The following is a 23,143-nucleotide window of genomic DNA, read 5'->3' as shown; positions in this document are numbered from 1 at the left end:
GAGATGTGTATAAGAGACAGCCGCCGAGGCGTTCGACGCGGGCGCTACCGACGTCGCCCGCTGGTGCGATGACCCGGACTGGACGCCCGCTCTCGTCCGTCGGATATCGAACGCCGTCGAGTCCGCCCGAGCCGTCGCAGAGGCCGAACGGCAACGAGAGCGCCTCGACGAGTTCACGAGCGGCGTGTCTCACGATCTACGGAACCCACTCAACGTCGCACAGGGGCGACTCGCGCTGGCGCAGAGCGGGGGCGATCTCGGCCACGTCGACGTTGCGGCGGACGCGGTCGATCGAACGTTCGAGCTGATAGACGACCTGTTGGTCCTGGCGAGACAGGGAACGCGACCGGAGAAGCTCGAGCGTGTCCCGCTGTCGGAGCTCGTCGACCAGTGCTGGGCGAACGTCGCGACCGGCGACGCGACACTCGTCGTCGACAGCGATCAGCGGGTGCTAGCGCATCCGGGACGGTTGAAACAGCTGTTGGAGAACCTGTTCAGAAATGCAGTTGACCACGGCGGCGACGACACGACCGTCGCCGTCGGAGATATCGCACCGATGTACACGACGACGCGCGCCGAGACCGACCTCCCGTCGGGGTTTTACGTCGAGGACGACGGACCGGGAATCGATCCCGAGGAGCGCGATCGCGTGTTCGAGATGGGGTACACGACAGTCGGGGACGGCACGGGCTTCGGCCTCAACATCGCCAAGGGGGTCGCCGACGCGCACGGGTGGGAAATCGCCGTGTCCGAGGGCACGCGAGGAGGCGCTCGGTTCGAGGTGACGGGCGTCGGGACTGACAGCTGATCGCCGATCGATCAGTTCACCTCCACAGTTCTCTCGACGTAGTCGGCCGCCTCCCTCGGCGAGTCGACGCTCTCCACGCCGGCGACGTCGTGAGTGTCGATTCCGGCCACCGCCCGCCCGTGCGCGAGCGCCATCCCAATCTCGGAGAGCGTGCCGTGCGAGCCGTCGACCGCGATCGCGGCGTCGCCGTTCAGCACCACGAGCGCGTTGCGAGCGTGACCGAGTCCCGTCGCGATCGGGACCGTGACGTGCGGGTTCGCGTCCGACCGGCGGTCGGTCGGGAGGATGCCGATCGTCTCTCCGCCGGCCTCGCGAGCGCCGCGACAGACGGCCTCCATCACGCCGCCCAGGCCGCCGCAGACGACCGTATGGCCGCGATTCGCGAGCCGCTCTCCCAGTTCCTCCGCGACCGCCGCCGTCTCGGGCGGGACCGAACTGCCGCCGATGACGCTGACGCGCATACCGCGGAACGCGGACCGGACGTGCATAAAGCGGCCGCACGTGTCGCAGGATTGGTGAAACCCTTTTAAGTGCTGAGCGTCGACACTCCCTATGACGTACGATACCGTCGTGTTCGACAACGACGGTGTCCTCGTAGGCCGCACGCGCTTCGACGTGCTCCGGGATGCGACCCGGGACGCGTTCGAGGAGTGCGGCGTCGAGGAGCCCGATCCGGACGACGTAGAGCGCATGACCATCGGTGCGACCCCCGGCAGCGTGGGGACCGTTTGCCAGACGTACGACCTCGATCCGGGGTCGTTCTGGCGGACCCGCGACGACGTGGTCTCGAAGGCCCAACAGCAGGAGGCGCGCGAGGGGCGCAAGACCCCCTACGACGACCTCGACCAGCTGCAGAGCCTCGAGGTGGAGATGGGTATCGTCTCGTCGAACCAGCAGGCGACCGTCGACTTCCTCGTGAACCACTTCGACGGGTTCGACCGCTTCGGCGCGGCCTACGGCCGGGAGCCCACGATCCACTCGCTCCAGCTCCGCAAGCCGAACCCACACTATATCGAGCAGGCGCTCGGCGACCTCGACGCCGGCAACGCGCTGTTCGTCGGCGACAACGAGTCCGACGTGCGCGCCGCCGAAAACGCGGGCATCGACTCCGCGTTCATCCGTCGCCCCCACCGCCGCGACTGGGAGCTGAACGTCTGGCCCACCTGGGAGATCGAGCGGCTCTCCGATCTCCACGACATCGTCGGGTAGGGTCGCGGCCGCCCGCTCTCTCAAGGTTTAACTCCGGTCGGGAGCAACGCCGCCACAGTGACAGACGCCCCGCCGTGGACCGACATCTTCGGCCACGACAAGCCGTATCCCGAGCAGGCCGACGGGATCGACGCCGCGGTCGACGCCGCCGAGGACGGCGGCTTCCTCGCGCTGGAGGGCGCGTGCGGGACCGGCAAGACGATGCTCGCGCTCACCGCCGGGCTCGACCGCGTTCGCGATCCGGACTCCGACTTCGAGCGCGTGTTCGTGCTCACGAGCGTCAAACAGCAGCTCCGCCAGTTCGAGACGGACCTGGGGACGGTCAACGAGAACCTCCCCGACGGGTACGATCCGGTCTCCGGGCTCACGCTCGTCGGCAAGGCCGACGTGTGTCCGTACGCCCGCGAGAACCGCGGCGGGATCGACCGCGAGAACGTGTACGAGCGCTGTGAGGGGCTCCGCGAGCGCACCCGAAACCTCGTCGGCGACGGCGGCGCGACGTCCACGTCGAACCTCGTGAGCGAGGCGCAGAGCCAACAGGTGGGCCTGCTGGACTCGGGGTCCGCGAGGGACGCCGACGCGAGCGACAGCGACGCGCCCGCCGCCGACTACCTCACCGTCGACGGCGAGCCCACTCCCTACCGACCGGACACCGAGGAGTACGAGGGCACCGAGTTCTGCCCCTTCTACGCCGGCTTCCTCGACGACCTCCCGGACGACGGCGACCCGGCCGAGGCGGTCCCGTTCGACGTGACCGAGCTCGGCCACGTCGGCCCGACGGAACTGGTCCGACTAGCCGCCGGCCACGGCACCTGTCCGCACTCGATCATGGGTGCGCTCGTCCCCGAAGTTGAGGTCGTGATCGGGAACTACTACCACGCGTTCGACCCCGTGACGACCGGGACGTTCACGGGCGCGCTGTTGGACGACGCGACGTTCGTCGTCTGCGACGAGGCGCACATGCTCGAACCGCGCGTGCGCGACCTCGTGAGCGATCGCGTCGCCGACGCCAGCCTCCGCGACGCCGAGAACGAGCTCACGCGCGTCGTCCAACCCCTCTCCTTCGAGACGGCCGGCGCAGAGTCGGACGACGCCGCGCTGGTCCGCGGCGAGCTCGAGGACGCCGACGTGAGCGTCGAGGAGATCGATGCGGTCCGGGAGTTCTACGCCGACCTCCGCGGGGAGCTCGACCGCCGCGTGACCGAGCGGCTGGACCGCGATCGCCCCGACTGGCGGGCGTCGATGCGCGACCTCGACGACGACGAGATCGCCCTGCGGGACCCGGAGGACCCCGCCGAAGACGAGATCACGACGTGGGCGAGACGGGAGGGGTACGGCGACCGCGTCTGGGCCCGCGCGGAGCAGGTCGGCGCGGTCGTCAAGCGCGTACTCGACTCGCTCGAGGATGAGGACAAGAAGCGCGCCGCGCCGGGCGTGGGGCGGACGCTCAACGCGTGGTACCGCGAGGGTCACGAGGACTTCTTCCGCGCGATCGACCTAGAGCGGACGTGGGACGAGACGGCGCCGCCCGACTCGTGGCGGCGCGCGTACAACGCGAGCCTCGCGCTGTACAACTGCCTGCCGAGCGAGCCGATCGGCGACCGACTCGCGGAGTTCGGCGGCGGCGTGTTGATGAGCGCGACGCTGGAGCCGATGGACGTGTTCCGCGAGGTGACCGGACTCGACCACCTCGAAGAACGGGGTCGCCCGATCGTCGAGCGCACGTACGGCCTCTCGTTCCCGGCGGAGAACCGCGAGAGCTTCGCGGTCGACGCGCCCAAGTTCACGTATCAGAACCGCGGGGCGCCGGGGGAGGAGAACGACACGCGCCTCGCCCACCTCGACGCGACCGCGGCGGTGGCGGGGCGCGAGGGGAACGTGTTGGTCGGGACGCCGAGCTACGCGGAGGCGACGTGGATGGCCGAGTCGCTCTCGGAGCGGCTCGACAAGCCGGTGCTGCTCGACGAGTCGTCGGGCGACCGCGCCACGGAGTCGCTGAAAGACGAGTTCTTCGCCGGGTCGGGGAAGGTGCTCGTGACCAGTCTCCGAGGGACGCTCACGGAGGGCGTCGACTACCGCGGGGACCGGCTGTCGGCCGCCGTGGTCTGTGGCGTCCCGATCATCAACACGGCGCGGCCGCGGACGCGGGCGGTGATCACCGCCTACGACGGCCGGTTCGAGTCGGGGTTCGAGACCGCGCTCACCGTCCCCGCGGTCCGAAAGGCCCGGCAGGCGGTGGGTCGGGTCATCCGCGGGCCGGACGAGCGGGGCGTCCGTGTCCTGCTCGACGCCCGGTACGCCCGCGAGTCGTGGAACAGCGTCCGGGAGTACCTCCCGGACCACGAGCGCGAGGAGTACCAGCCGGTGAGCCCGGACATGCTCGGGCTCGCGCTGGACCGGTTCGAACGGCGGGCCGACGGCGAGTAAGACGCGGGGACTGGAGACCGCCGAGACGCCGGCTGCGGCGACCGGCCCGGGACGGTCCGGTGGGGTTACAACACACCTAACGTCCCGTTTACCCCGGTATGGGGCTCGTAACTAACGCTCCACGGCGCCCGTGCGTTCTCATGCAGCAACCGACACCGAAGGAACGGTATCACGTCGTCTGCAGGGAGTGTCGGCTCGAACGGCTCTTCGACGTCGTCGACGACGCGAACAGCCTCGAGCGCGAACACGTCGCGGAGACCGGTCACCGGGTCGCGGTCGGCTGCGTTCGGTAGCTCACACGGCGTTCGAGTCGGCCGCCGTACGCGTCGTCGGGGAGTCGTGCGGCCGCCGCACACGGTCCGGAGACCGACGGAGAAACCGTCTGGTAGCGGAACGGCGCGACGATAGAAACTCCTGGCCCGCGCGCCGGTCGTTCGTCAGTTCTCGCGGCGGGCGAACGCGAGGTTGCCGGAGACGTTCTTGATGTACGCGTTAACTGTCTCGCCCTCCTGCGCGCCGGGGACGAAGATCGTGTACTCGCCGCGCTCGGCGACGCCGTCGCCCTTGCGACCGGTACCGACGATCTCGAGCTCGTACGTGTTGCCCGACTCGATCGCCTCCTCCTCCCGTTGGGTCGTCGAGGTGTTCTGCTTGGCGACGGGTCGGAACGCCCCGCAGGCCTCACAGCGCAGCATGGGCGTGCGGTTCTCGGTCTCCAGTCGCGTGTCCGGCAGGCCACACTCCGAGCAGGTGACGAACGACTCGATGTACGAGTCGATCGCGGCCTGAAAGTCGCGCTCGCGGAAGTTCCCGCTGTAGCGGGCCCGGCCGTCCTCGTACTGGCCGGCGGTCCCGAGCTCCTGCTGGATCTTCGAGTGGACGTGTTCGGGGTCGCGGCTCAGCGCGTCGGCGATCGCCGAGAGGTTCGTCAGCCGGGTGAACGCGCCGTCCTTCTGCGTCTCCGGGTCGGGCACCGACAGCCGCTCGTCGGAGCCGCCGAGGTCCGGTACCTCCTCCATCGCGCGGTCGAGGCTCGATTCGTAGTCCATGTCGGAGCGGACGGCGGCGCGACGGAAATCGCTTCCGGGTTCGGGAGCGGGAGGGGCCGTCCACCGCGGCGCGCTCACAGCGCCGCCCAGAGCAGTCCGGCAAGGAGACCGCAGGCGAGGAGGTAGCCGAGCGCGACGAGGACGTTCCGCTTGGGAGCGTTCGCCGCCGCTCCCGGCACGCGTCGCGCGAGTGCGCCGAGTGGAACCGGACGCCTCTCGGGGCGGCGACCGGAGTCGTCGCTCTCGTTTTCGTCGATCACGACCGGTCGATTTGCTCCCGCGACGCTTAGCTATGCGCGGCGGTAAGCCGGTCTAAGTCGCTCTTAACGAGATCTACGAGTTGGTTCGTCGGCCGCGAAGGGCGGTATCCGGACGCCGTCCCCGGAAAAAGATCGAATGTGTCGACGGTCCCGTCTCGCGGGCGGTTACGATCGGCTTTCGCGGAATCCGTCCGCCGGTTCCCGCTTCGGAATCTCCGCTTACCGTTGCGTACGGTGACCCGGACGAAGAACAGCCTCAGACTGGTGGCGCAACAAGCTGCTCAGACTAGTAACGGTCCCCTCTCTTGTGTTCCGTGAGTGCTCGGGGCTAACACGCGACGATACGGCTTGCCGATCGGTCGACGCTCGGCCCGAACCGCGTGGCGGCGACGAGCACCAAACAGGTGACAACACCATGCAACGACGCAAGATGTTGGCCGGACTGGGATCGCTCGCCGCTGGCGGGGCGGCTGCAATGGGTACTGGAGCGTTCAATTTCGCGAATATTGAGCGTGGTATGAATGTTAATGTTACTGATGACAGCAGTGCCTTCCTAGCACTCAACGATACGAGTGCTTATGCGGACGGAAGTGGAGATAAGCTTGCGCTCACTTTTGATAGCGACGCAACTGTAACCGGAGATGGAATAAATAAGGACTCAGATTACTCATTCACTGGCGTCTTCAGTATAAGGAATCAGGGTAACCAACCGGTCAAAGTCTGGATCGTCGACGATGATGGCAATGACGCAGTTGAGTGGTATGGTACCGACACTAATAATAAATCAGACTTTAGCACGTTGATGGAAGATCCCGGCAACACATATCAGCTAGATATCGGGGAACGAGTTTTTGTCAACGTTGTGATTTTCCTTAAGGATAATTCAGCAGGGGATCTGCCGACTACGATTGAGGTGGTAGCAGACGAGTCGGGAGCATAAAATATTCATATAAACTAATCCGATTTCGTTTCAACTGATCAGCCAGATCTGGTCTCTTTTATTACAATTGCGTGCATGGCATATTCTAAATTTAAGTGACCAAATAGTACCAAGAATATTTAATAATTTAGAAAATTATTGTCATACAGACTTAACCGGGAACCTGGTCGGATGCCTTGATTATTCAAATAAATATAATAATAAACTAACCATACGGGAATAGGTAGAAGTAGTAATATAAGAATAAGCGTCTAGATTTGGTTAAACGGGTGACATAACAATATACATCCACTGCAGACACTCTCCCGAATAGGACGACTCGGAACAGTCGATGTCGACGGCGAGTCAGTTGATCGTTGACTGGTCTCACCGGTCGAAACAGCGGTTTGGATCAGTGACGCAGGGGAGGGGAGACGACGTGATTCAGGAGAGACGGAGCCAACAACCAGACGATCCCGATACGACACCCGATCGGGACACGACGACGGGAACAGCACGCGAAACCGACCTCGATCGCGACGACATCTTCGACGTCCTGAGCAACGGTCGGCGGCGGTACGCGATCGAGTACCTGAAGGGCCACGACGAGGGCGAGACGATCGACCTCTCCGACCTCGTCGACTACATCGCCGCCCGCGAGAACGACACCACCGTCGGGCAGGTGAGCTACAAACAGCGCAAGCGGGTGTACTCCTCGCTGCGCCAGACGCACCTGCCGAAGCTGAGCGACTGCGGACTGGTCGAGTACGACCGAGGACGGGGCACGATCGCGCTCGCCGACGGCGTCAGAGAGGTCCAGATGCACCTGGAGTACGTCCCGGAGGACGACATCCCGTGGTGTTACCACTACCTCGGGCTGGCGTCGATCATGGGGACGGTCGTCGGCCTCGTGTGGCTCGGCGTGTACCCGTTCGGCGACCTGACGACCGCCGGATTCGGGACGATCCTTACCGCGGCGTTCGGCGTCTCGGCCGTGGTCCACACGATACACACCAAGCGGAACGAGCTGGGTTCGGACCTGGAGGTCGATCGATGATCGAGGGACCGAGGATCCGCCGTTCGGCGCCATGACCGGCGCTCTCCGAGCGCTCGCCGTCGGCCTGTTCGCGGTCGGACTGGTGGTCGCCCTCGTCGGGACCGGCGGATTCACCTCGGCGACGGCGGACCGCGGAGTGGCAGTCGCGACCGTTGAGGACGACCGAGCCTACGTCGGTTACGACTCGCCCGACGACCTCGCGGTCGATACCGACGGGGACGCGGTGAACGGAAGCGACGTGAACGGAAGCGACCCGGTGGCGCTCGTCGCCGTGACGAACCGGTTCGACATTGAAGTCGCCGTCACCGAGGTCAGTATCGCGGAGAAACCCGACGATCTGAACGTTACCGTCCGATCGCCTCCGTCAGCGGTGTCGCCCGGCGAGTCGGGATCCGAAGCCGTCGTTGCAGAGCTCGAGTGTGAGGACACCTTCGAAGCCGAGCCGCTGTCCGTGACGGTTCGCCTCCGGGGCGAGGACGTCGAGGCGGTCGTCTTCGGGGACACGGAGAATCGGACGATATCGGTCAGCTGTCGGGCGGGAGCCTGAGTGCCCGTCCGCACCGCGCCGTCGAAATTCACAGGAAGTTCTCGCCGCGCTGGGCGTCTCGAAGTTCGATGCTTGGGTACGAGAACGTCCTCCGCTCGGTTGGTGTCGAAGAGAAGTAGCGGGAGGTAGATTTGAACTACCGATCTCCGGGTTATGAGCCCGGCGGAATCTCCTGGCTATCCCATCCCGCTATCGTATCAAAATCGCGTGCGACTGTTAAGGGTTCTGATCCCGTCGCCCGTGTGCGATTCGTCCACGAACTATTTATATAGGGCCGGGCGACCGCGATCGGGAGTCAAGCCGCCTCGTCGTCGGCGGCGTCGCCGTCCTGCTCGGCGTTCGTCTCCCCGTACCGCTGGCGGAGTCGCAGCGCGGCGAGCGCGCCGAGCGCGAACCCGATCGGCAGGAGGGCGTCGGTGGGGTCGCCCGAGAGCGCGCGCGGAGCGGTCAGCCCGGCCATCAGGGCGAACAGCAACGCGATCAGTCCGGCGATCGGGACCACGTAGCCGTCGGTGATCGGCCAACGGTCGGATCCGTCGCTCATGCGGGTACTCTCGGGGGGACGGATTAAAAACCCGAGGCGGTCGCGTCGCGACGGTCAGGTGCCCGCTTTGCTTCGGCCGCAAACGCTTTCATCCATCATAGATAGTGATAAACTGATGCGAAAACCGCTACTGACGACGGACTTCCTGGACCGGGCTCGGCGCCACTACGCCGACGAGGAGGCCGTCCTCGCCACGGACGGAACGCGGTACACCTACGCCGAACTGGGGGAGCGCGCCGACAGGTTCTCCGCCGCCCTTCAGGAGCGTGGGATCGAGAAGGGCGACCGCGTCGCGGTGTTGGACCCGAACACGCACTACCACCTGGAGGCCGCCTACGGCGCCATGCAGGTCGGCGCGATCCACACCCCGCTGAACTACCGGCTCACGCCTGACGACTTCGCGTACATGCTCTCCGACGCCGGCGTCGACGCCATCTACGCCGACGCCGAGTACGCCGCGACCGTCGAGGCGGTCCGCGAGGAGGTGCCGACCGAGACGTTCCTCACGAACGATGCCGACGCGGTCGAGGGCGATTGGGAGTCGTTCGACGCGGCGCTGGCCGACGCGGACCCGGAGGGCTACGAGCGCCCCGAGATGGACGAGGACGACGTGATCACCATCAACTACACCTCCGGGACCACGGGCGACCCCAAGGGCGTCTGTCGAACTCACCGCGCCGAGACGCTCCACGCCTACCTGATCACCATCCACCAAGAGATCACCGACGACGACGTCTACCTCTGGACGCTCCCGATGTTCCACGTCAACGGGTGGGGGCACATCTACGCGATCACGGGGATGGGCGCGCGTCACGTCTGCACGCGCGGCGTCGACGTCGAGGCCGTGTTCGACCGGATCCGCACCGAGGACGTGTCCTACTTCTGTGCGGCGCCGACCGTGCTCAACATGCTCGGCGACCACTACGCCGAGCACGGCGGCGCGACGACCGGCGACAACGACGTGCGGGCCGCCACCGCGGGCGCGGCGCCGCCGGAGGCGACGATCCGCACCGTCGAGGAGGAGTTCGGCTGGGAGCTCAAACACGTGTACGGCGCGACCGAGACGGGACCGCTCGTGACGACCTCGGACGCGAAGCGGCACTTCGACGCCGACGCCGACGACCGGTTCGCGGTCAAGAAGACGCAGGGGATCGGCTACCTCGGCACCGACGTGCGCGTCGTCGACGAGAACGGCGAGGACGTGACCGCCGACGGCGAGACGATCGGCGAGATCGTCGTCCGCGGCAACCAGGTGATGGACCGCTACTGGAACAAGCCCGAGGCCACCGAGGAGGCGTTCTCGGAGCGCCTGGAGGGGTACTATCACATGGGCGACCTGGCCGTCGTCGACGAGGACGGCTTCGTCTCGATCCAAGACCGGAAGAAGGACATCATCATCTCCGGCGGAGAGAACATCTCCTCGATCGAGCTGGAGGACACCCTCTTCGAACACGAGGTCGTCTCCGACGTGGCCGTCATCCCGGCGCCCGACGAGCGGTGGGGCGAGACCCCGAAGGCGTTCGTCGTCCCGGAGACCGGCGACCCCGACGACGCGGGCGCGACCCCCGATGAGCTCAGGTCGTTCGTCCGCGAGCGCGTCGCCGACTACAAGACGCCGGGTGAAGTGGAGTTCGTCGCCGAGCTCCCGACGACGGCGACCGGGAAGATCCAGAAGTACGAGCTGCGCGAGCGCGAGTGGGACGAGGAAGACCGGATGGTCGGGGAAGGGTAGTTAAAACGACGACGCGACCGCCCGCTCACTCCTCGCCGAGCAGGCTCTCGACGAGTTCCTCGGGCTCGAACAGGGTGATGTCGTCGTACCCCTGCCCGGTGCCGAGGAACAGGATCGGCTTCCCGGTGACGTACGCGACGGAGATGGCGGCGCCGCCGGAGGAGTCGGCGTCGGCCTTCGTCAGGATAGCGCCGTCTATCTCGGCGGCGTCGTTGAACTCCTTCGCGCGGTTCACGGCGTCTTGGCCCGCAACGGCCTCGTCGACGAACAGCGTCATGTCCGGGTCGACGACGCGATCGATCTTCTCGAGCTGGGCCATCAGGTCGTCGCTCGTGTGGAGCCGCCCCGCGGTGTCGCCGAGGACGACGTCGATGTCGTGCGCCTCGGCGTACTCGACGCCGTCGTAGATGACGGCGGCGGGGTCGCCGCCCTGGTCGTGGGAGATGAGCTCCCGGTCGAGCCGGTCGGCGTGTTCCTGGATCTGCTCGTTCGCGCCCGCGCGGTAGGTGTCGCCGTTCGCCATTACCGACGAGTAGCCGCGGTCGGCGAGCCACTCCGAGAGCTTCGCGATGCTCGTCGTCTTCCCGACGCCGTTGACGCCGGTGAACACGATGGTGACGGGCTTGTCGGCCTCGGCGATCCGCTCTTTGAAGTCGAACTGACCGACGGCGATCACGTCGAGGAGAGCGTCGTGAAGCGCGGATTCGACGAGTTCGCCGGTCGTCTCGACCTGCTTCCGCGACTCGCCGAGCATCTTCTCGCGGACGGTGTCGAGGATGCGCTCGGCGACGCTCATCTCCACGTCGCTCTCGAGGAGGGCCATCTCGAGGTCCCACAGCGGCTGCTCTAAGTCCTCCTCCTCGATGATGATCCGACCGGTCGCGAACGCCTTCGCGCGCTGGAAGGTGCTCGGCTCGTTGTCGTCGTCGGAGTCGTCGGAAGAGTCGGCGGCGTCAGCGGTCGCGTCGCCGGAAGCGCTCGCCTCGACGGTGTCGGCGTCACTCGCCTCGTCGTCGCTCTCCGCGGTCCGATCGGCCTCGGCGGACTCGGCGGCGGGGCTCTCGGCCGCCTCGGTCTCGTCTCGCTCCGCGGGCTCCTCGACGTCGGCGTTCTCCTCGACGTCTTTGCGGAACCCGGAGAGCTTGTCTTTCAGTCCGTCGAACACGGTCTGTCGTTACTCCTCGTCGTCCTGCGCCTGCTGCATCTGCTGCATCTGCTGTTGCTGCATCTGCTGTTGCATCTGCTGGGCCTGCTGTTCGAGCTCCTGGCTCTCGGACTCGAGCTCGTCGACCTCCTCCTGCGTCTCCTCGATGCGGTCGTCGAGCGCGTCGCGCTTGCGGCCGAGCACGTCGATGGCGTCTTCCTCGCTCTGCTCGGCAGAGTAGTTGCCGCCGAGCGAGACGATGATCTCGTCGATGTCCTGGACCTCGGCGCGGACGTAGGCGCCGCCGCCGAGCGGGACCTGCACCGTCGCGCCCGTGTCGAGCGTCTCGATCGCCTCGATCGCGTCGTCGATGTCGGACTGCTCCTCCTGGTAGTCGGCGATCTCGGCTTCGAGCGCCTCGATCTCCTCGTCGAGCGCCTGCAGCTCCTGGGAGAGCTGCTGGAGCTGCTGTTGTCCGCCGCCCATCATGCCGCGGACACCTCCTCGATCTCGATCTGGGCGCGCTTCCGGTTGTGCTGGCTCCCGACCGTGGTGTAGATGCGCTCGCGGGCGAGGTCCTCGTTCTCCGCCTCAACGTCCTTGGTGAACGGCTGGAAGCCGTCTCGACTCTGGAACCGTCCACTCACCGTGTAGGTACTCATGTTCACCGATCCGGCAGGGACAGGGAAGTATCTTCCTAAAAAGCGGGACGGGAACGAACGCGACAGAAGTCGTCGGAGCGCCACGGAGCGGGACGTTCGGTCCGCGTTTCGCTTTCTCCCGGGCCGGATTCGCCGCCCCCGGACGCATAGTCAGCCGGCGAGATCGGCCCGCCGGAACCAGAGGGCAGCTAGCGCGACGAGCGTCGCGGTCGCCGCGAGCAGGATCGCCGCGCCGACGGCGTCGTACTCGGCGTTCACGAGCACCGCGGAGGGGTCATAGTGTGCGGTCGGACTGATCGCTCCCGCCCGGTCGTACTCGCTGCTGGCCGCGAGCGACTCGAACATGAACAGCGCGAACAGGCCACCGAGCGCGACCCGCTGGGCGACCCCCGCCCGCGAGACGAGCGTCGAGACGGCGATCCCGAGCGCGATGCAACAGAGGTGGTACGGCACCGCGAGCGCGTGGACGGCGACGAGCCGCTCGGCCGCGATCGTCTCGCCCACCGCGAACACCCCGACGTACGCGACGACCGGTAAGACGACGTTCAACAGGAGCACGAGCGGCACGAGTCCGAGGAACCGCCCGAAGACGACGTCCCGGCGCGCCACCGGCGCGGACAGCGTGAGGTCCATCCGGCCCGAGGCCACGTCGCCGGCGATCGTTCCGCCGCTCAGGTACGCGAGGTAGAGCCCGACTAACAGCAGCCACGCGAACTGGTAGAACTCCACCGCGAGGAACCCCTCGATCGTTGAGATGGAGATGATCCCGAACGCCTCCTGGAACGCCGGCGGAAACGACTCGACGTAGGCGTCGAGGTCGATCCCGGCGCTCGATATCGACGGGAAGAAGGCTAAGAACAACAGGAGAAAGCCCGACAATAACCCGGTCAGGACGACCGAGCCGCGGGCCCTCCCCGCCGCTTCGTACCGCGCGATCGCCAGCCACGGCGCGGGACGATCGCTCATCGGTCGCCCCCGGCGGCGTCCGTCCCGGTCGCTGGTGCCGATTCCTCGGTCCGGCCGGTCTCGCGAGTCCCGCGTGCTCCACGCGCCCGGCCCCGACTGCCGGGCCCCGGAACGTCGCCGTCGTAGAAGGTCATAAACGCCTCTTCGAGGGGGGCGTCGACGACCTCCAAGTCGCGAACCGTGAATCGGTCGAGGAGGTCGATCAGCGCGTCGTACCCGCCGGTCCACGTGAACGAGACGGTCTCTCCGACCCGGAGGTTCATCGCGCCGCGGACCTCGAAGTCGGCGCGAGAGACGTCCTCGGCGACGCGGACGCGCACCTGTTTGCCGCCTCGCGACCGGAGGTCTTCGACCGTCTCGACCGCCGCGAGACGCCCCTCGCGGAGCACGCCGACGCGGTCGCAAAGCGCGGCCACCTCGCCGAGGACGTGCGAGGAGAGGAGCACGCTCGCGCCGTCGTCGACGCGCTCGCGCACCAGCGCGGCGAACTCCTCCTGGAGGAGTGGGTCGAGCCCGGAGGTGGGTTCGTCGAGCAAGAGGAGGTCCGGGTCGTGCATGAACGCGGCGACCAAGGCGACCTTCTGGCGGTTCCCGCGCGAGAGGTCGCCGATCCGGCGCGACTCGTCGAGCCCGAACCGGGCGACCAGCGCCTCGCGGCTCCCGGCGCCCCGGAGCGCGGCCTGGTGGTCGAGGAACGCCTCGGCCGTGCGGTCTGCGTCGAGCCCGGGGTCCCCAGGGAGGTAGCCGATCCGCTCGCGGGCGGCGCGGGAGTCGCCGGGGTCGGTCGCGTCGTGGCCGAGCAGCGCGGCCCCACCGCTCGTCGGCGACAGCAACCCGAGGAGGGTGCGGATCGCTGTCGTCTTCCCGGCACCGTTCGGCCCGAGGAAGCCGAACACCTCGCCGTCCTCGACGGCGAAGGACACGTCCTCGATGCCGCGAACGTCGCCGTAGTACTTCGTCAGGGACCGACACTCGATTGCGGGCATACCGTCCGCAACTCGGCGTCGATTGTTAAAAGGGGGGAGGAATCGGCGGAGCGGGCGCCGCCCAGTCGTGTGCGGGACGGGACCCCGTCGACCTCAGTCGATGAAGCCGAGCGTCTCCTCGATGCGCCCGAGCTCGGGGCCGGTGGTGTCCTCGCCGACGACGTACCCCTCGTCGGTGGCGACGAGCCCGGAACCGACGAGCGGCGCGCCGTAGTTGATCGTCCCGAGGTCGGCGCGCACGTCGAGCGCCTCCTCGACGGCCTGCAGCTCCGACTCGGTCGACTTGGGGTGACAGAGCACGCCCGTGTCGTTCGCGACCGCGGCGGTGCCGACCGTCCGCACGTCGCCGAGGTCGCCGCGGACCACGGGGACGTCGAGGGTCTCTCTGATCGTCACGATCGACTCGCGCGGCAGGTCCGGGTGGACGTAGGCGCCGGAGTCGTTCGCGAGGACGACGTTCCCGGCCGCGTTGATCTCGCCGGGGAGCTCGCCCACCTCGCGGTCGGCGGCCTCGGCGATCCGCGACTGCTCCCGCTCGGTGGCCCGCGCGGAGACGAGAATCCCGTTCTCGTTTCCGGTCGCGAGGGAACCGACGGTGTTGGCGCCGCCGACGGTCGTGAGGAGGGGTTCTGCGCCCAGCTCCTCGCCGAGCGCGTCGGCGAGGTCCTCGTCGACGTCCGGCCGGACCAACAGGATGTCGTCGATCGCGCGGGCGAACACGCCCACGTACGACGAGCCGGTGAAAGTCGCCCGTAACACGTTACTCTGCGTGCTCGGCTTCGACGACGGGCTCGCCGTCCTCGACGAACCGGGCCGCGCGGACGCGGACCTTGCTCGGCGGGTTCTGGCGCCCGTTCGCCCAGACGACCTCGTTGACCGAGGTGTCGAGGACGACGTCCGCCTCGTCGACGGAGAAGTGCTGCGCGAGGTGTTCGCGGACGATCTTCATCGCGAAGTCTGCGCGTTCCTGGACCGGCTTGTCGTTGGCGCCGCGGAGCGGGACGGTGACGACGCGCTCCTCGAAATCACTCGTCGACATCTATTCGTCCAGGTCGTTCCGGCGCCAGTTGCGCCGCTTGGGGTTTCGCGTGACGTTCATGTCCGTCTTCATCATGACCCACGCGGGGACGCGGGTGTTCTGGCGCTCCGCCTTCGCCAGACGCTTCTTTTGAGCCTTCGACTTGTCTCCCATAGTGGCGCACACTTCCCCCGGGGCGCATAAAACCCCTTCCATACCGCGTCGCTCGGCGGGAGCGGATCGCCCGCGAGACGCCGCGTCTCCCCGGGATCAGAACGACCGCTCGCCGAGGTTCCTGTAGATCCGGTAACACCGGTCGAGGACGTCGATCCCGACGCTCTCGGCGTCGGTGTGCGCCTCGCCGGGCTCGGACGCCCCGCAGACGAGCGGGTCGGTGCCGGCCTCGGCGAGCCAGCCCGCGTCGGTCGCGTGGGGCTTGACGACGTGTTCGGGCGCGTCGAGTCCCAGTTCGTCGTGGACTTCGCGGGCCGCCGCGAGCGTGGCGTCGGCGAAGGCGTCGTCGCCGCAGGCCATCGGCGGGAGGTCCTGGTCGACCGCCCACGCGACGCCGTCGACCGACTCGGCGGCGCGACCGATGTCGGCGCGGTCACCGGGGACCGTGCGCTCGTCGATCGTCACCTCGCAGTGCTCCGGGATCACGTTCCACGTCTCCCCGCCGCGGACCATCGTCACCGCGAGCGACCCGGTGACGGGCTCGCCGAAGACGGTCGCCGACGGGGCGTCGAGCTCACGGACGGCGCCGATCACGTCGCTCGCCCGGTAGATCGCGTTCTCGCCGGCCTCGGGCTCGGAGGCGTGCGCCGCGGTGCCGCTCGCGACGAGCGTCGAGGCGCGCCGCCCCTTGTGCGCGACGGCGACGTCGGTGACGCCCGGCTTCGAGTAGTTCGTCGACCCCTCGGCGACGACCGCGCGGTCGGGGGCGAACCCCTCGTCGATCGCGTGTCGCGCGCCGGTCCCCCCGACCTCCTCGCCGACGAACGAGGCGAACGCGAGCTCGCGGCCGGCCGTCGGCTCGGCGTCGCGGAACGCGAGCATGCAGGCCGCCACCGCGCCCTTCATGTCCGCCGCGCCGCGACCGTGGATCCGGCCGTCGCGGCGTTCGACGACGTACTCCCCGGCGTTCCCCTCGCCGGCCGTCTGGCGCTCGGCCGGCGGGACCACGTCGTGGTGGCCGACGAACGCGAGCGTGTCGGCGTCGTAGTCGTTCGTCTCGCCTTTATAAGCGATGACGTTGCCGACCGCGTCGCGCTCGACCCGCGCGTCGGTCTCTGCGCGGAGCCACTCCTCGATCGCGTCGCCGGCGGCGGTCTCGTCTTCGTGCGAGGGGATCGCGACCAACGTCTCGGTCAGGTCCGCGAGTTCTTCCATGGGACGGTGTCGGTGTTCGGCGGGTTAAAAACTGAGTGTGCAGATGACATTTATAAACCGATCGCGGTGGCGCGCGCCTGTGAGCGCCCGACGGGCGCGAACAGCGCCGCGCGAGGGAGTCGGCCGACCGGAGCGTAGCGACGGGAGGCCGACGAGGCTGGGGAGGCGTGAGGCTGCGGTCCCGTGAGCGACCGAAGGGAGCGAGCGGGAGCACGGAAGTCGCAGCCCGCGCAGCGAACGCAGTGAGCGAGCAGGAACGTCTTCCGGTGGTTGCNGAAGGGAGCGAGCGGGAGCACGGAAGTCGCAGCCCGCGCAGCGAACGCAGTGAGCGAGCAGGAACGTCTTCCGGTGGTTGCCGTGCGGTCGGGTGGGACTCAAAGGGGCAACCGGGAGGAGGGCGCAGGCGACGAAAGGACCGCAGGGAGGGAACGAACGAAGTGAGTGACAGACTGAGGACCGCAGCGAGCGTGCGCCCTCCTCCCGGTTGGGGCTTTGGAGGTGTTCACCGTCGATCCGTCGGCATCGGCTTATAAACGCATACCCACAGTACCGACCATCTCTCATTTGCAAGCACGCGTGATTAATACGTCTCCGAGCCCTTCCTCCGTGTATGTCCGATCAGCTCGAGACCGCGACGCTCGGCGGCGGGTGCTTCTGGTGTACCGAGGCGGCGCTCGAACAGCTCGCCGGCGTCGAGTCGGTCACGTCCGGCTACGCCGGTGGCCACGTCGAGAACCCGACCTACAAGCAGGTCTGCTCCGGGAACACCGGCCACGCCGAGGTCGTCCAAGTGGCGTTCGACCCGGACGTGATCGCCTACGACAAGCTGCTGGAAGCCTTCTTCGAGGTTCACGATCCGACCCAGCTCAACCGCCAGGGGCCGGACGTGGGGAGCCAGTACCGCTCCATCGTCCTCTACCACGACGAGGACCAGCGCGCGGTCGCCGAGGCGTACATCGACGCGCTCGACGAGGAGTACGACGACGACGTGGTGACCGAACTCGAGCGCCTGGAGACGTTCCACCGCGCCGAGGAGCACCACCAGAACTACTTCGCGAAGAACCCGAACGACGCCTACTGCACCTTCCACGCGAAGCCGAAGATGGAGAAGGTCCGCGAGAAGTTCGAGGCGAAGGTCGCGAAGTAAGCGGTAGGTTCCACAGCGAACGCCTTTTGCGCCTCGACCGCTCGCAGACGACCGATTGACCACCCCGCAGTGAACACCTCCAAAGCCCCAGTCGCGAGGACTCGCGCGGCTTGTTGCGCTCCTCGCTCAGTCGCTGACGCTCCTTCGCTGCGGTGCTAACTGCGCCGTGCTTCGTCTTCGCGGCTGCCCCTTTGAGTCCCGCCCCGCACCGCACGGCAACCACCGGAAGACGTTCCTGCTCGCTCACTGCGTTCGCTGCGCGGGCTGCGACTTCCGTGCTCCCGCTCGCTCCCTTCGGTCGCTCACGGGACCGCAGCCTCACACCTCCCCAGCCTCGTCGGTCGTCCTCCGCGTTGCTCCGGACGACCGACTCCCTCGCACGCACGGTTCGCGCCCGGTGGGCGCTCACCGGCGCGCGCCAACATTTCGTCTATTTATAAGCAACAATTACTCACGCCACCACCACTGGCGAACCCGTTCGCCCGGCGATCCCGTTCCGGAACGGTAGACCTTTGCCGTCCCCGGTGTGAGCGGGCGTATGGTCTCGCTGGGACTGGTGGTGGCGCGGTTCAACGACTCCGTCACGGAGCCGATGGCCGAGGCCGCCCGAGAGGCGGCCGCCGATCGCGACGCCGTCATCGTCGACGAAGTGAGCGTGCCGGGGGCGTACGACAGCCCGCTGGCCGCCGACCGGCTCGCGCGCCGAGACGACGTCGACGCCGTCGCGGTGGTCGGCGCCATCGTCACCGGCGACACCGACCACGACCACGTGATCGCGAGCGCGACCGCCGACAAGCTCACGCGGGTAAGCCTCGACCGCGACACCCCCGTCACGTTCGGCGTGAGCGGCCCGGGGATGTCCGGCGCGGAAGCGCGCGAGCGCGTCGACAAGGGCGCGGAGGCGGCGGCGGCCGCGATCGACCTCGCGGAGGAGCTCGAATGACGGACCCGCAGGCGGAACGGAGGACACCACAATGAGCGACGCATACGACTTTTCAGAGCGGATCGGACGCGTAGAGCCCAGCGCCACGCTGGCGATATCGAACCTCGCGGCGGAGAAGGAGGCCGAGGGCGCGGACATCGTCGACCTGTCCGTCGGCGAGCCCGACTTCGACACCCCGGCGAACGTCGTCGAGGCCGGCAAGGACGCCCTCGACGCCGGCCACACCGGATACACCTCCTCGAACGGGATCCCGCGACTGAAGGAGGCGATCGCGGCGAAGCTCCGCGACGACGGGATCGACGCCGACGCCGACGAAGTGATCGTCACCCCCGGCGGCAAGCAGGCGCTGTATGAGACGTTCCAGACGCTGATCGACGACGGCGACGAGGTCGTCCTGCTGGACCCGGCGTGGGTCTCCTACGAGGCGATGGCGAAGCTCGCCGGCGCCGACCTCTCGCGGGTCGACCTGGCGCCCCACGGGTTCCAGCTCGAACCGGCGCTCGACGAGCTCGCCGAGACTGTCTCGGACGACACGGAACTGCTCGTCGTCAACTCCCCGTCGAACCCGACGGGCGCCGTCTTCTCGGAGACGGCCTTGGAGGGGGTCCGCGACCTCGCGGTCGAACACGACGTCGCCGTGATCTCCGACGAGATCTACCAACGCATCACCTACGACGCTGAACACGTCTCGCTGGCGAGCCTCGACGGGATGGCCGACCGGACGATCACGATAAACGGCTTCTCGAAGGCCTACTCGATGACCGGCTGGCGGCTCGGCTACCTCCACGCGACCGACGGGTTCGTCGGGCAGGCCGGGAAGCTCCACTCGCACTCGGTCTCGTGTGCGGTCAACTTCGTCCAGCGCGCGGGCGTCGAGGCCCTCGAGAACACCGACGAGTCGGTCGCGGAGATGCGCGACGCGTTCCGCGACCGCCGCGACCTCCTCGTCGACCTGTTCGACGAGCACGGCGTCGACGTCGACGTGGGCGACGGCGCATTCTACATGATGATCCCGGTCGCGGACGACGATCAGGCGTGGTGTGAGGCCGCCATCGAGGAGGCCTCCGTCGCCTGTGTCCCCGGCAGCGCGTTCAACGCGCCGGGATACGCCCGTATCTCCTACGCCGCAAGCGAGGAGCGCCTGCGCGAGGCCGTCGATCGGCTCGTCTCGAACGACCTCCTATAAACGCGGGACCGGGCCCGGTGAATGACCCGATCGGCGACCGGATCGGCCGATAACGCGAATCTGCGGTGCGTTTTTATCACTCCCCCTCGAAGTTTCAACTCGGTGGTACGATGTACGACAAGATTCTGTACCCGACGGACGGGAGTGCCGGCTCGGAGGCGGCGGCGGCGCACGTGGGAGCGCTTGCGTCTGCGTTCGACGCGACCGTGCACGTGTTACACGTCGTCGACACGCGCGAGGGTGGGCTCGGCCTGAGCGGCGCGTTCCTCGACGAGGAGAACCAATCGATGAGCGGGCGGTCCCCCGACGAGGGGTACATCGGCGGGCACGAGGGGCGCCTCGACTCGGACGATATCGAGGACGATATCGAGGATGAGCTCACCGCCCACGCGACAGAGCTCATCGAGGCCTCGGCCGGCTCGCTCGACGGGATCGACCTGACGACCGCCGTCGAGATGGGAACGCCGCACGAGGTGATACTGCGGTACGCCGACGACCACGACGTCGACCTCCTGGTGATGGGGACGCACGGTCGCACCGGCGTCGAGCGCTACCTGCTCGGCAGCGTCACGGAGAAAGTGGTGCGGCTCTCGGACACGCCGGTGGTGACGGTGCGGGCCGACGAGAGCGAGTGACGGCGCGGGCCGACGAGAGCGAGTGACGGCGCGGGCCGACGAGAGCGACGTCCCCCCTCGGGTCCGGAGACGGGGACGTCGACCAAAGCGCATTTTCGCACCTCGGCCGATCGGAGAGTATGGACGGGGCCCTTCGCGAGGAGCTGCTCGACCGAGTCACCAGCCAGAGCGCGACGATCGGCGCGTCGGTCCCCGACACGGTCACTATCGACGGGACCGAGGTCGACCTCTCCGAGTTCATCGTCGAGACGCGGGCGATCGAGACGGTCCCGCCGGAGGTCGATCGCAAGGTGTCGTCGGTGAAGACGACGCTCCGCGCGGAGCGCGACCGGCGGATGAAACGACTTCGGGGCGAGCGCGAGGGGGCCGACCCGCCCGGCGACCCGCTCGACCGCGAGACGGCCGAGACGCTCGCCGACGAGATCGTCGGGATCGACCGGGCGCTGAACGCCCTGGACACCATCCGTCATCCCGACTTCGGCGACGAACACCGCTCCGCCACCCTCGACGGGCACGAGCGCTGGCTCGCCTTCGTGGACGCCGTGCAGTGAACCTCGTCGAAGCCGTGCAGTGAACCTCATCGACGCCGTGCAGTGAACCTCATCGACGCCGTGCAGTGAACCTCGTCGAAGCCGTGCAGTGAGGTTGCTTCGGGCGCTCGTCGCGGGGGCGCGCTGACCGTTCCGAAACCCTTACTCCCGGAGCGGGACACCTCAGCGTATGAGCGATACGTCCGAGTCGGCGGACGACGCGGGGGAGACGCCCGACGGGGGCGACGACGCCGCGGCCGCCGTCGACGCCGAGGAGGTCCGACACGTCGCGGAACTGGCCCGAGTGCGGCTCGACGACGACGAGGTCGAGGCGTTCACCGAACAGTTCGCCGACATTCTCGACTACTTCGAGGCGCTCGACGAGGTCCCCGAGGCCGACCGCCAGGAGGAGCTCGTCAACGTGATGCGCCCGGACGAGATCGAGGACGGGCTCACCCAGGAGGAGGCGCTGTCGAACGCCGAGGAGACCGAGGACGGCTACTTCGTCGGGCCGAAGGTGTCGTGATGGCGGCCGACCACAACGCCTTCATCACGGAGGCGACGATCGAGGGCGACGACGACGGGCCGCTCGCCGACACGACGGTCGCCGTCAAGGACAATATCTCCACCGAGGGGATCCGGACGACCTGCGGCTCCGAGATGCTCGCCGACTACGTCCCGCCGTACTCCGCGACGGTCGTCGACCGGCTGACCGACGCGGGAGCGACGGTCGTCGGCAAGACGAACATGGACGAGTTCGGGATGGGGACGACGACGGAGACCTCTGCGTTCGGCCCCACGAGGAACCCGGCCGACCCCGAGCGCGTCCCCGGCGGCTCCTCCGGCGGCTCGGCGGCGGCGGTCGCCGCGGGCGAGGCCGACGTGGCGCTCGGCTCGGACACGGGCGGCTCCGTGCGCTGTCCGGCCGCGTTCTGCGGCGTTGTCGGGATCAAGCCCACCTACGGGCTCGTCTCGCGGTACGGCCTCGTCGCCTACGCGAACTCCCTCGAACAGATCGGACCGATCGCGGGCACGGTCGAGGAGGCGGCCGCCGCGCTNGTACGGCCTCGTCGCCTACGCGAACTCCCTCGAACAGATCGGACCGATCGCGGGCACGGTCGAGGAGGCGGCCGCCGCGCTCGACGCCATCGCGGGCCCCGATCCGCACGACGGGACCACGCGCGACCTGAGCGAGGTTGAGGGCGCGGACCCCGACGCGAGCTACGCCGCAGCCGCCGACGGCGACGTCGACGGGCTGACGATCGGGATCCCCACCGAGCTGTTCGACGGCGCCGACGAGCGCGTCGTCGAGACGGTCGAGGCCGCGATCGCGGAGCTGGAGGCGCAGGGGGCCGAGACCACCGAAATCTCGCTGCCGTCGGTCGAGCACGCGGTCCAGGCGTACTACGTCATCGCGATGGCGGAGGCCTCCTCGAACCTCGCGCGCTTCGACGGGGTCCGCTACGGGAACCGCGCCGACTCGGACGGCAACTGGAACGAGTCGTTCGCCGAGACGCGCGAGGAGGGGTTCGGAGCGGAGGTCAAACGCCGGATCCTCCTGGGGACGTACGCGCTCTCTGCGGGGTACCACGACAAGTACTACCAGAAGGCCCAAGACGCCCGCGCGTGGGTCCGACAGGACTTCGAGGACGCGTTCGCGGACGTCGACGTGATCGCGTCGCCGACGATGCCGGTGCTCCCCTTCGAGCTCGGTGAGAGCCTCGACGACCCGCTCCGGATGTATCTCGCGGACGCGAACACGACGCCAGTGAACCTCGCGAACCTCCCGGCGGTCTCGGTGCCCGCGGGCGAGGCCGACGGCCTCCCGGTGGGGCTCCAGCTGGTTGGCCCGAAGTTCGGTGAGGAGACGGTGATCCGCGCCGCAAGCGCGGTCGAAGACGCGAGCTGAGGGGGCGCCCTCGGGAGACCGTTAATCCGGATAAAACCGCGTTGACGGTCTCGACGGTTTACGTCCCCGGCCCGCT

General features: G+C 67.9%; 28 protein-coding genes, 1 tRNA gene and 1 pseudogene. 15 read left to right on the top strand and 15 right to left on the bottom strand.

Annotation, left to right across the window (positions count from 1 at the left end):
• Window positions 1-193, bottom strand: a 193-nt coding sequence (locus C468_RS18845) for a hypothetical protein (RefSeq protein WP_008849425.1), incomplete at its 3' end; no start/stop codon positions are given.
• Between C468_RS18845 and C468_RS13330 the strand changes: the two genes are divergently transcribed.
• The gene (locus C468_RS13330; RefSeq protein WP_008849424.1) at window positions 185-808 is read left to right on the top strand and encodes a sensor histidine kinase; all 624 of its coding nucleotides are present in this window, start codon (window positions 185-187) and stop codon (window positions 806-808) included. The genes C468_RS18845 and C468_RS13330 overlap by 9 nt on opposite strands.
• A gap of 11 nt (window positions 809-819) precedes the next feature.
• Here the strand turns inward: C468_RS13330 and C468_RS13325 are convergent, their stop codons facing one another.
• The gene (locus C468_RS13325; RefSeq protein ID WP_049912223.1) at window positions 820-1,269 is read right to left on the bottom strand and encodes a TIGR00725 family protein; all 450 of its coding nucleotides are present in this window, start codon (window positions 1,267-1,269) and stop codon (window positions 820-822) included.
• A 91-nt stretch (window positions 1,270-1,360) separates the two neighbouring features.
• Here C468_RS13325 and C468_RS13320 point away from each other — a divergent pair, with 91 nt between their 5' ends.
• From C468_RS13320 to C468_RS18710, 3 genes are all read left to right on the top strand, one after another.
• Complete coding sequence (locus C468_RS13320; RefSeq protein ID WP_008849422.1) at window positions 1,361-2,017, top strand: HAD family hydrolase; 657 nt, start codon at window positions 1,361-1,363, stop codon at window positions 2,015-2,017.
• 57 nt (window positions 2,018-2,074) lie between these two features.
• The gene (locus C468_RS13315) at window positions 2,075-4,444 is read left to right on the top strand and encodes an ATP-dependent DNA helicase (RefSeq protein ID WP_008849421.1); all 2,370 of its coding nucleotides are present in this window, start codon (window positions 2,075-2,077) and stop codon (window positions 4,442-4,444) included.
• Window positions 4,445-4,584: 140 nt separating this feature from the next.
• The gene (locus C468_RS18710) at window positions 4,585-4,737 is read left to right on the top strand and encodes a hypothetical protein (protein WP_008849420.1); all 153 of its coding nucleotides are present in this window, start codon (window positions 4,585-4,587) and stop codon (window positions 4,735-4,737) included.
• Window positions 4,738-4,881: 144 nt separating this feature from the next.
• Here the strand turns inward: C468_RS18710 and C468_RS13310 are convergent, their stop codons facing one another.
• Both C468_RS13310 and C468_RS13305 read right to left on the bottom strand, forming a co-directional pair.
• Window positions 4,882-5,493, bottom strand: coding sequence for a translation initiation factor IF-2 subunit beta (locus tag C468_RS13310; RefSeq protein WP_008849419.1), 612 nt, complete (start codon window positions 5,491-5,493; stop codon window positions 4,882-4,884).
• A 74-nt stretch (window positions 5,494-5,567) separates the two neighbouring features.
• Window positions 5,568-5,753 carry a hypothetical protein gene (locus C468_RS13305; protein ID WP_008849418.1) on the bottom strand — a complete coding sequence of 62 codons (186 nt, stop codon included), beginning with the start codon at window positions 5,751-5,753 and terminating at the stop codon, window positions 5,568-5,570.
• Between the two features lie 415 nt (window positions 5,754-6,168).
• Here C468_RS13305 and C468_RS17610 point away from each other — a divergent pair, with 415 nt between their 5' ends.
• The 3 genes from C468_RS17610 to C468_RS13295 all read left to right on the top strand — a co-directional run bounded on the left by C468_RS17610 (window position 6,169) and on the right by C468_RS13295 (window position 8,276).
• Window positions 6,169-6,693 carry a DUF1102 domain-containing protein gene (locus tag C468_RS17610; RefSeq protein WP_080510640.1) on the top strand — a complete coding sequence of 175 codons (525 nt, stop codon included), beginning with the start codon at window positions 6,169-6,171 and terminating at the stop codon, window positions 6,691-6,693.
• 418 nt (window positions 6,694-7,111) lie between these two features.
• Window positions 7,112-7,729: a DUF7344 domain-containing protein gene (locus C468_RS13300; RefSeq protein ID WP_206536746.1), complete on the top strand. Its 618-nt coding sequence runs from the start codon at window positions 7,112-7,114 to the stop codon at window positions 7,727-7,729.
• A gap of 31 nt (window positions 7,730-7,760) precedes the next feature.
• Window positions 7,761-8,276: a hypothetical protein gene (locus tag C468_RS13295; protein ID WP_008849416.1), complete on the top strand. Its 516-nt coding sequence runs from the start codon at window positions 7,761-7,763 to the stop codon at window positions 8,274-8,276.
• A 116-nt stretch (window positions 8,277-8,392) separates the two neighbouring features.
• On the opposite strand, the gene C468_RS13290 is transcribed toward C468_RS13295, so the two are convergent.
• Together C468_RS13290 and C468_RS13285 are read right to left on the bottom strand one after the other, a co-directional pair.
• Window positions 8,393-8,467 (bottom strand) — tRNA-Met (locus C468_RS13290).
• A 104-nt stretch (window positions 8,468-8,571) separates the two neighbouring features.
• Window positions 8,572-8,820: a hypothetical protein gene (locus tag C468_RS13285; protein WP_008849415.1), complete on the bottom strand. Its 249-nt coding sequence runs from the start codon at window positions 8,818-8,820 to the stop codon at window positions 8,572-8,574.
• Between the two features lie 115 nt (window positions 8,821-8,935).
• Between C468_RS13285 and C468_RS13280 the strand changes: the two genes are divergently transcribed.
• The gene (locus C468_RS13280; protein WP_008849414.1) at window positions 8,936-10,552 is read left to right on the top strand and encodes a long-chain-fatty-acid--CoA ligase; all 1,617 of its coding nucleotides are present in this window, start codon (window positions 8,936-8,938) and stop codon (window positions 10,550-10,552) included.
• A gap of 25 nt (window positions 10,553-10,577) precedes the next feature.
• Here the strand turns inward: C468_RS13280 and ftsY are convergent, their stop codons facing one another.
• The 9 genes from ftsY to C468_RS13235 all read right to left on the bottom strand — a co-directional run bounded on the left by ftsY (window position 10,578) and on the right by C468_RS13235 (window position 16,717).
• Window positions 10,578-11,717, bottom strand: a complete 1,140-nt coding sequence (ftsY, locus tag C468_RS13275; protein ID WP_008849413.1) for a signal recognition particle-docking protein FtsY — start codon at window positions 11,715-11,717, stop codon at window positions 10,578-10,580.
• Window positions 11,718-11,726: 9 nt separating this feature from the next.
• Window positions 11,727-12,182: a prefoldin subunit alpha gene (pfdA, locus tag C468_RS13270; RefSeq protein WP_008849412.1), complete on the bottom strand. Its 456-nt coding sequence runs from the start codon at window positions 12,180-12,182 to the stop codon at window positions 11,727-11,729.
• Window positions 12,182-12,358 carry a 50S ribosomal protein L18Ae gene (rpl18a, locus tag C468_RS13265; RefSeq protein ID WP_008849411.1) on the bottom strand — a complete coding sequence of 59 codons (177 nt, stop codon included), beginning with the start codon at window positions 12,356-12,358 and terminating at the stop codon, window positions 12,182-12,184. Before rpl18a ends, pfdA begins: the two co-directional genes overlap by 1 nt.
• Before the next feature lie 150 nt (window positions 12,359-12,508).
• Complete coding sequence (locus tag C468_RS13260; RefSeq protein WP_008849410.1) at window positions 12,509-13,324, bottom strand: ABC transporter permease; 816 nt, start codon at window positions 13,322-13,324, stop codon at window positions 12,509-12,511.
• Window positions 13,321-14,310, bottom strand: a complete 990-nt coding sequence (locus tag C468_RS13255; protein ID WP_008849409.1) for an ABC transporter ATP-binding protein — start codon at window positions 14,308-14,310, stop codon at window positions 13,321-13,323. Before C468_RS13255 ends, C468_RS13260 begins: the two co-directional genes overlap by 4 nt.
• Before the next feature lie 93 nt (window positions 14,311-14,403).
• Window positions 14,404-15,069, bottom strand: a complete 666-nt coding sequence (locus tag C468_RS13250; RefSeq protein ID WP_008849408.1) for a translation initiation factor IF-6 — start codon at window positions 15,067-15,069, stop codon at window positions 14,404-14,406.
• Between the two features lies 1 nt (window position 15,070).
• On the bottom strand, window positions 15,071-15,349 hold the full coding sequence (locus C468_RS13245) for a 50S ribosomal protein L31e (RefSeq protein ID WP_008849407.1): 279 nt from the start codon (window positions 15,347-15,349) through the stop codon (window positions 15,071-15,073).
• Entirely contained in the window at window positions 15,350-15,502 is a 153-nt protein-coding gene (locus C468_RS13240) for a 50S ribosomal protein L39e (protein WP_004050128.1), read from the bottom strand.
• Between the two features lie 96 nt (window positions 15,503-15,598).
• Complete coding sequence (locus tag C468_RS13235) at window positions 15,599-16,717, bottom strand: M20 family metallopeptidase (RefSeq protein WP_008849406.1); 1,119 nt, start codon at window positions 16,715-16,717, stop codon at window positions 15,599-15,601.
• 610 nt (window positions 16,718-17,327) lie between these two features.
• On the opposite strand from C468_RS13235, the gene msrA reads away from it, so the two are divergent.
• The 7 genes and pseudogenes from msrA (at window position 17,328) to C468_RS17605 (ending at window position 23,067) form a co-directional block, all read left to right on the top strand.
• A complete protein-coding gene (gene msrA / locus C468_RS13230; RefSeq protein WP_008849405.1) occupies window positions 17,328-17,864 on the top strand; it encodes a peptide-methionine (S)-S-oxide reductase MsrA in 537 nt (178 codons plus the stop codon).
• Window positions 17,865-18,402: 538 nt separating this feature from the next.
• Window positions 18,403-18,807, top strand: coding sequence for a 6,7-dimethyl-8-ribityllumazine synthase (ribH, locus tag C468_RS13225; RefSeq protein WP_008849404.1), 405 nt, complete (start codon window positions 18,403-18,405; stop codon window positions 18,805-18,807).
• 31 nt (window positions 18,808-18,838) lie between these two features.
• Entirely contained in the window at window positions 18,839-19,993 is a 1,155-nt protein-coding gene (locus tag C468_RS13220; RefSeq protein WP_008849403.1) for a pyridoxal phosphate-dependent aminotransferase, read from the top strand.
• Between the two features lie 110 nt (window positions 19,994-20,103).
• Window positions 20,104-20,628 carry a universal stress protein gene (locus C468_RS13215; protein ID WP_008849402.1) on the top strand — a complete coding sequence of 175 codons (525 nt, stop codon included), beginning with the start codon at window positions 20,104-20,106 and terminating at the stop codon, window positions 20,626-20,628.
• Window positions 20,629-20,747: 119 nt separating this feature from the next.
• Window positions 20,748-21,179, top strand: coding sequence for a DUF5788 family protein (locus C468_RS13210; RefSeq protein WP_008849401.1), 432 nt, complete (start codon window positions 20,748-20,750; stop codon window positions 21,177-21,179).
• 169 nt (window positions 21,180-21,348) lie between these two features.
• A complete protein-coding gene (gatC, locus tag C468_RS13205) occupies window positions 21,349-21,684 on the top strand; it encodes an Asp-tRNA(Asn)/Glu-tRNA(Gln) amidotransferase subunit GatC (RefSeq protein ID WP_008849400.1) in 336 nt (111 codons plus the stop codon).
• Window positions 21,684-23,067: pseudogene (locus tag C468_RS17605) on the top strand (amidase family protein). Before gatC ends, C468_RS17605 begins: the two are co-directional and overlap by 1 nt.
• Window positions 23,068-23,143 lie beyond the last annotated feature (76 nt).

This window comes from Halorubrum kocurii JCM 14978 (assembly GCF_000337355.1).
GTDB classification, from domain to species: Archaea; Halobacteriota; Halobacteria; order Halobacteriales; family Haloferacaceae; genus Halorubrum; species Halorubrum kocurii.
This window is presented reverse-complemented; position numbering and strand designations above follow the sequence as displayed.

What these genes read in the sequence shown, in the direction of transcription:
- C468_RS13325 (WP_049912223.1), bottom strand. Translation starts at nt 1,269, where the DNA reads ATGCGCGTCAGCGTCATCGGCGGCAGTTCGGTCCCGCCCGAGACGGCG.
- C468_RS13320 (WP_008849422.1), top strand. Translation starts at nt 1,361, where the DNA reads ATGACGTACGATACCGTCGTGTTCGACAACGACGGTGTCCTCGTAGGC.
- C468_RS18710 (WP_008849420.1), top strand. Translation starts at nt 4,585, where the DNA reads ATGCAGCAACCGACACCGAAGGAACGGTATCACGTCGTCTGCAGGGAG.
- C468_RS13310 (WP_008849419.1), bottom strand. Translation starts at nt 5,493, where the DNA reads ATGGACTACGAATCGAGCCTCGACCGCGCGATGGAGGAGGTACCGGAC.
- C468_RS17610 (WP_080510640.1), top strand. Translation starts at nt 6,169, where the DNA reads ATGCAACGACGCAAGATGTTGGCCGGACTGGGATCGCTCGCCGCTGGC.
- C468_RS13295 (WP_008849416.1), top strand. Translation starts at nt 7,761, where the DNA reads ATGACCGGCGCTCTCCGAGCGCTCGCCGTCGGCCTGTTCGCGGTCGGA.
- C468_RS13285 (WP_008849415.1), bottom strand. Translation starts at nt 8,820, where the DNA reads ATGAGCGACGGATCCGACCGTTGGCCGATCACCGACGGCTACGTGGTC.
- C468_RS13280 (WP_008849414.1), top strand. Translation starts at nt 8,936, where the DNA reads ATGCGAAAACCGCTACTGACGACGGACTTCCTGGACCGGGCTCGGCGC.
- pfdA (WP_008849412.1), bottom strand. Translation starts at nt 12,182, where the DNA reads ATGGGCGGCGGACAACAGCAGCTCCAGCAGCTCTCCCAGGAGCTGCAG.
- rpl18a (WP_008849411.1), bottom strand. Translation starts at nt 12,358, where the DNA reads ATGAGTACCTACACGGTGAGTGGACGGTTCCAGAGTCGAGACGGCTTC.
- C468_RS13260 (WP_008849410.1), bottom strand. Translation starts at nt 13,324, where the DNA reads ATGAGCGATCGTCCCGCGCCGTGGCTGGCGATCGCGCGGTACGAAGCG.
- C468_RS13255 (WP_008849409.1), bottom strand. Translation starts at nt 14,310, where the DNA reads ATGCCCGCAATCGAGTGTCGGTCCCTGACGAAGTACTACGGCGACGTT.
- C468_RS13245 (WP_008849407.1), bottom strand. Translation starts at nt 15,349, where the DNA reads ATGTCGACGAGTGATTTCGAGGAGCGCGTCGTCACCGTCCCGCTCCGC.
- C468_RS13240 (WP_004050128.1), bottom strand. Translation starts at nt 15,502, where the DNA reads ATGGGAGACAAGTCGAAGGCTCAAAAGAAGCGTCTGGCGAAGGCGGAG.
- C468_RS13235 (WP_008849406.1), bottom strand. Translation starts at nt 16,717, where the DNA reads ATGGAAGAACTCGCGGACCTGACCGAGACGTTGGTCGCGATCCCCTCG.
- msrA (WP_008849405.1), top strand. Translation starts at nt 17,328, where the DNA reads ATGTCCGATCAGCTCGAGACCGCGACGCTCGGCGGCGGGTGCTTCTGG.
- ribH (WP_008849404.1), top strand. Translation starts at nt 18,403, where the DNA reads ATGGTCTCGCTGGGACTGGTGGTGGCGCGGTTCAACGACTCCGTCACG.
- C468_RS13220 (WP_008849403.1), top strand. Translation starts at nt 18,839, where the DNA reads ATGAGCGACGCATACGACTTTTCAGAGCGGATCGGACGCGTAGAGCCC.
- C468_RS13215 (WP_008849402.1), top strand. Translation starts at nt 20,104, where the DNA reads ATGTACGACAAGATTCTGTACCCGACGGACGGGAGTGCCGGCTCGGAG.
- C468_RS13210 (WP_008849401.1), top strand. Translation starts at nt 20,748, where the DNA reads ATGGACGGGGCCCTTCGCGAGGAGCTGCTCGACCGAGTCACCAGCCAG.
- gatC (WP_008849400.1), top strand. Translation starts at nt 21,349, where the DNA reads ATGAGCGATACGTCCGAGTCGGCGGACGACGCGGGGGAGACGCCCGAC.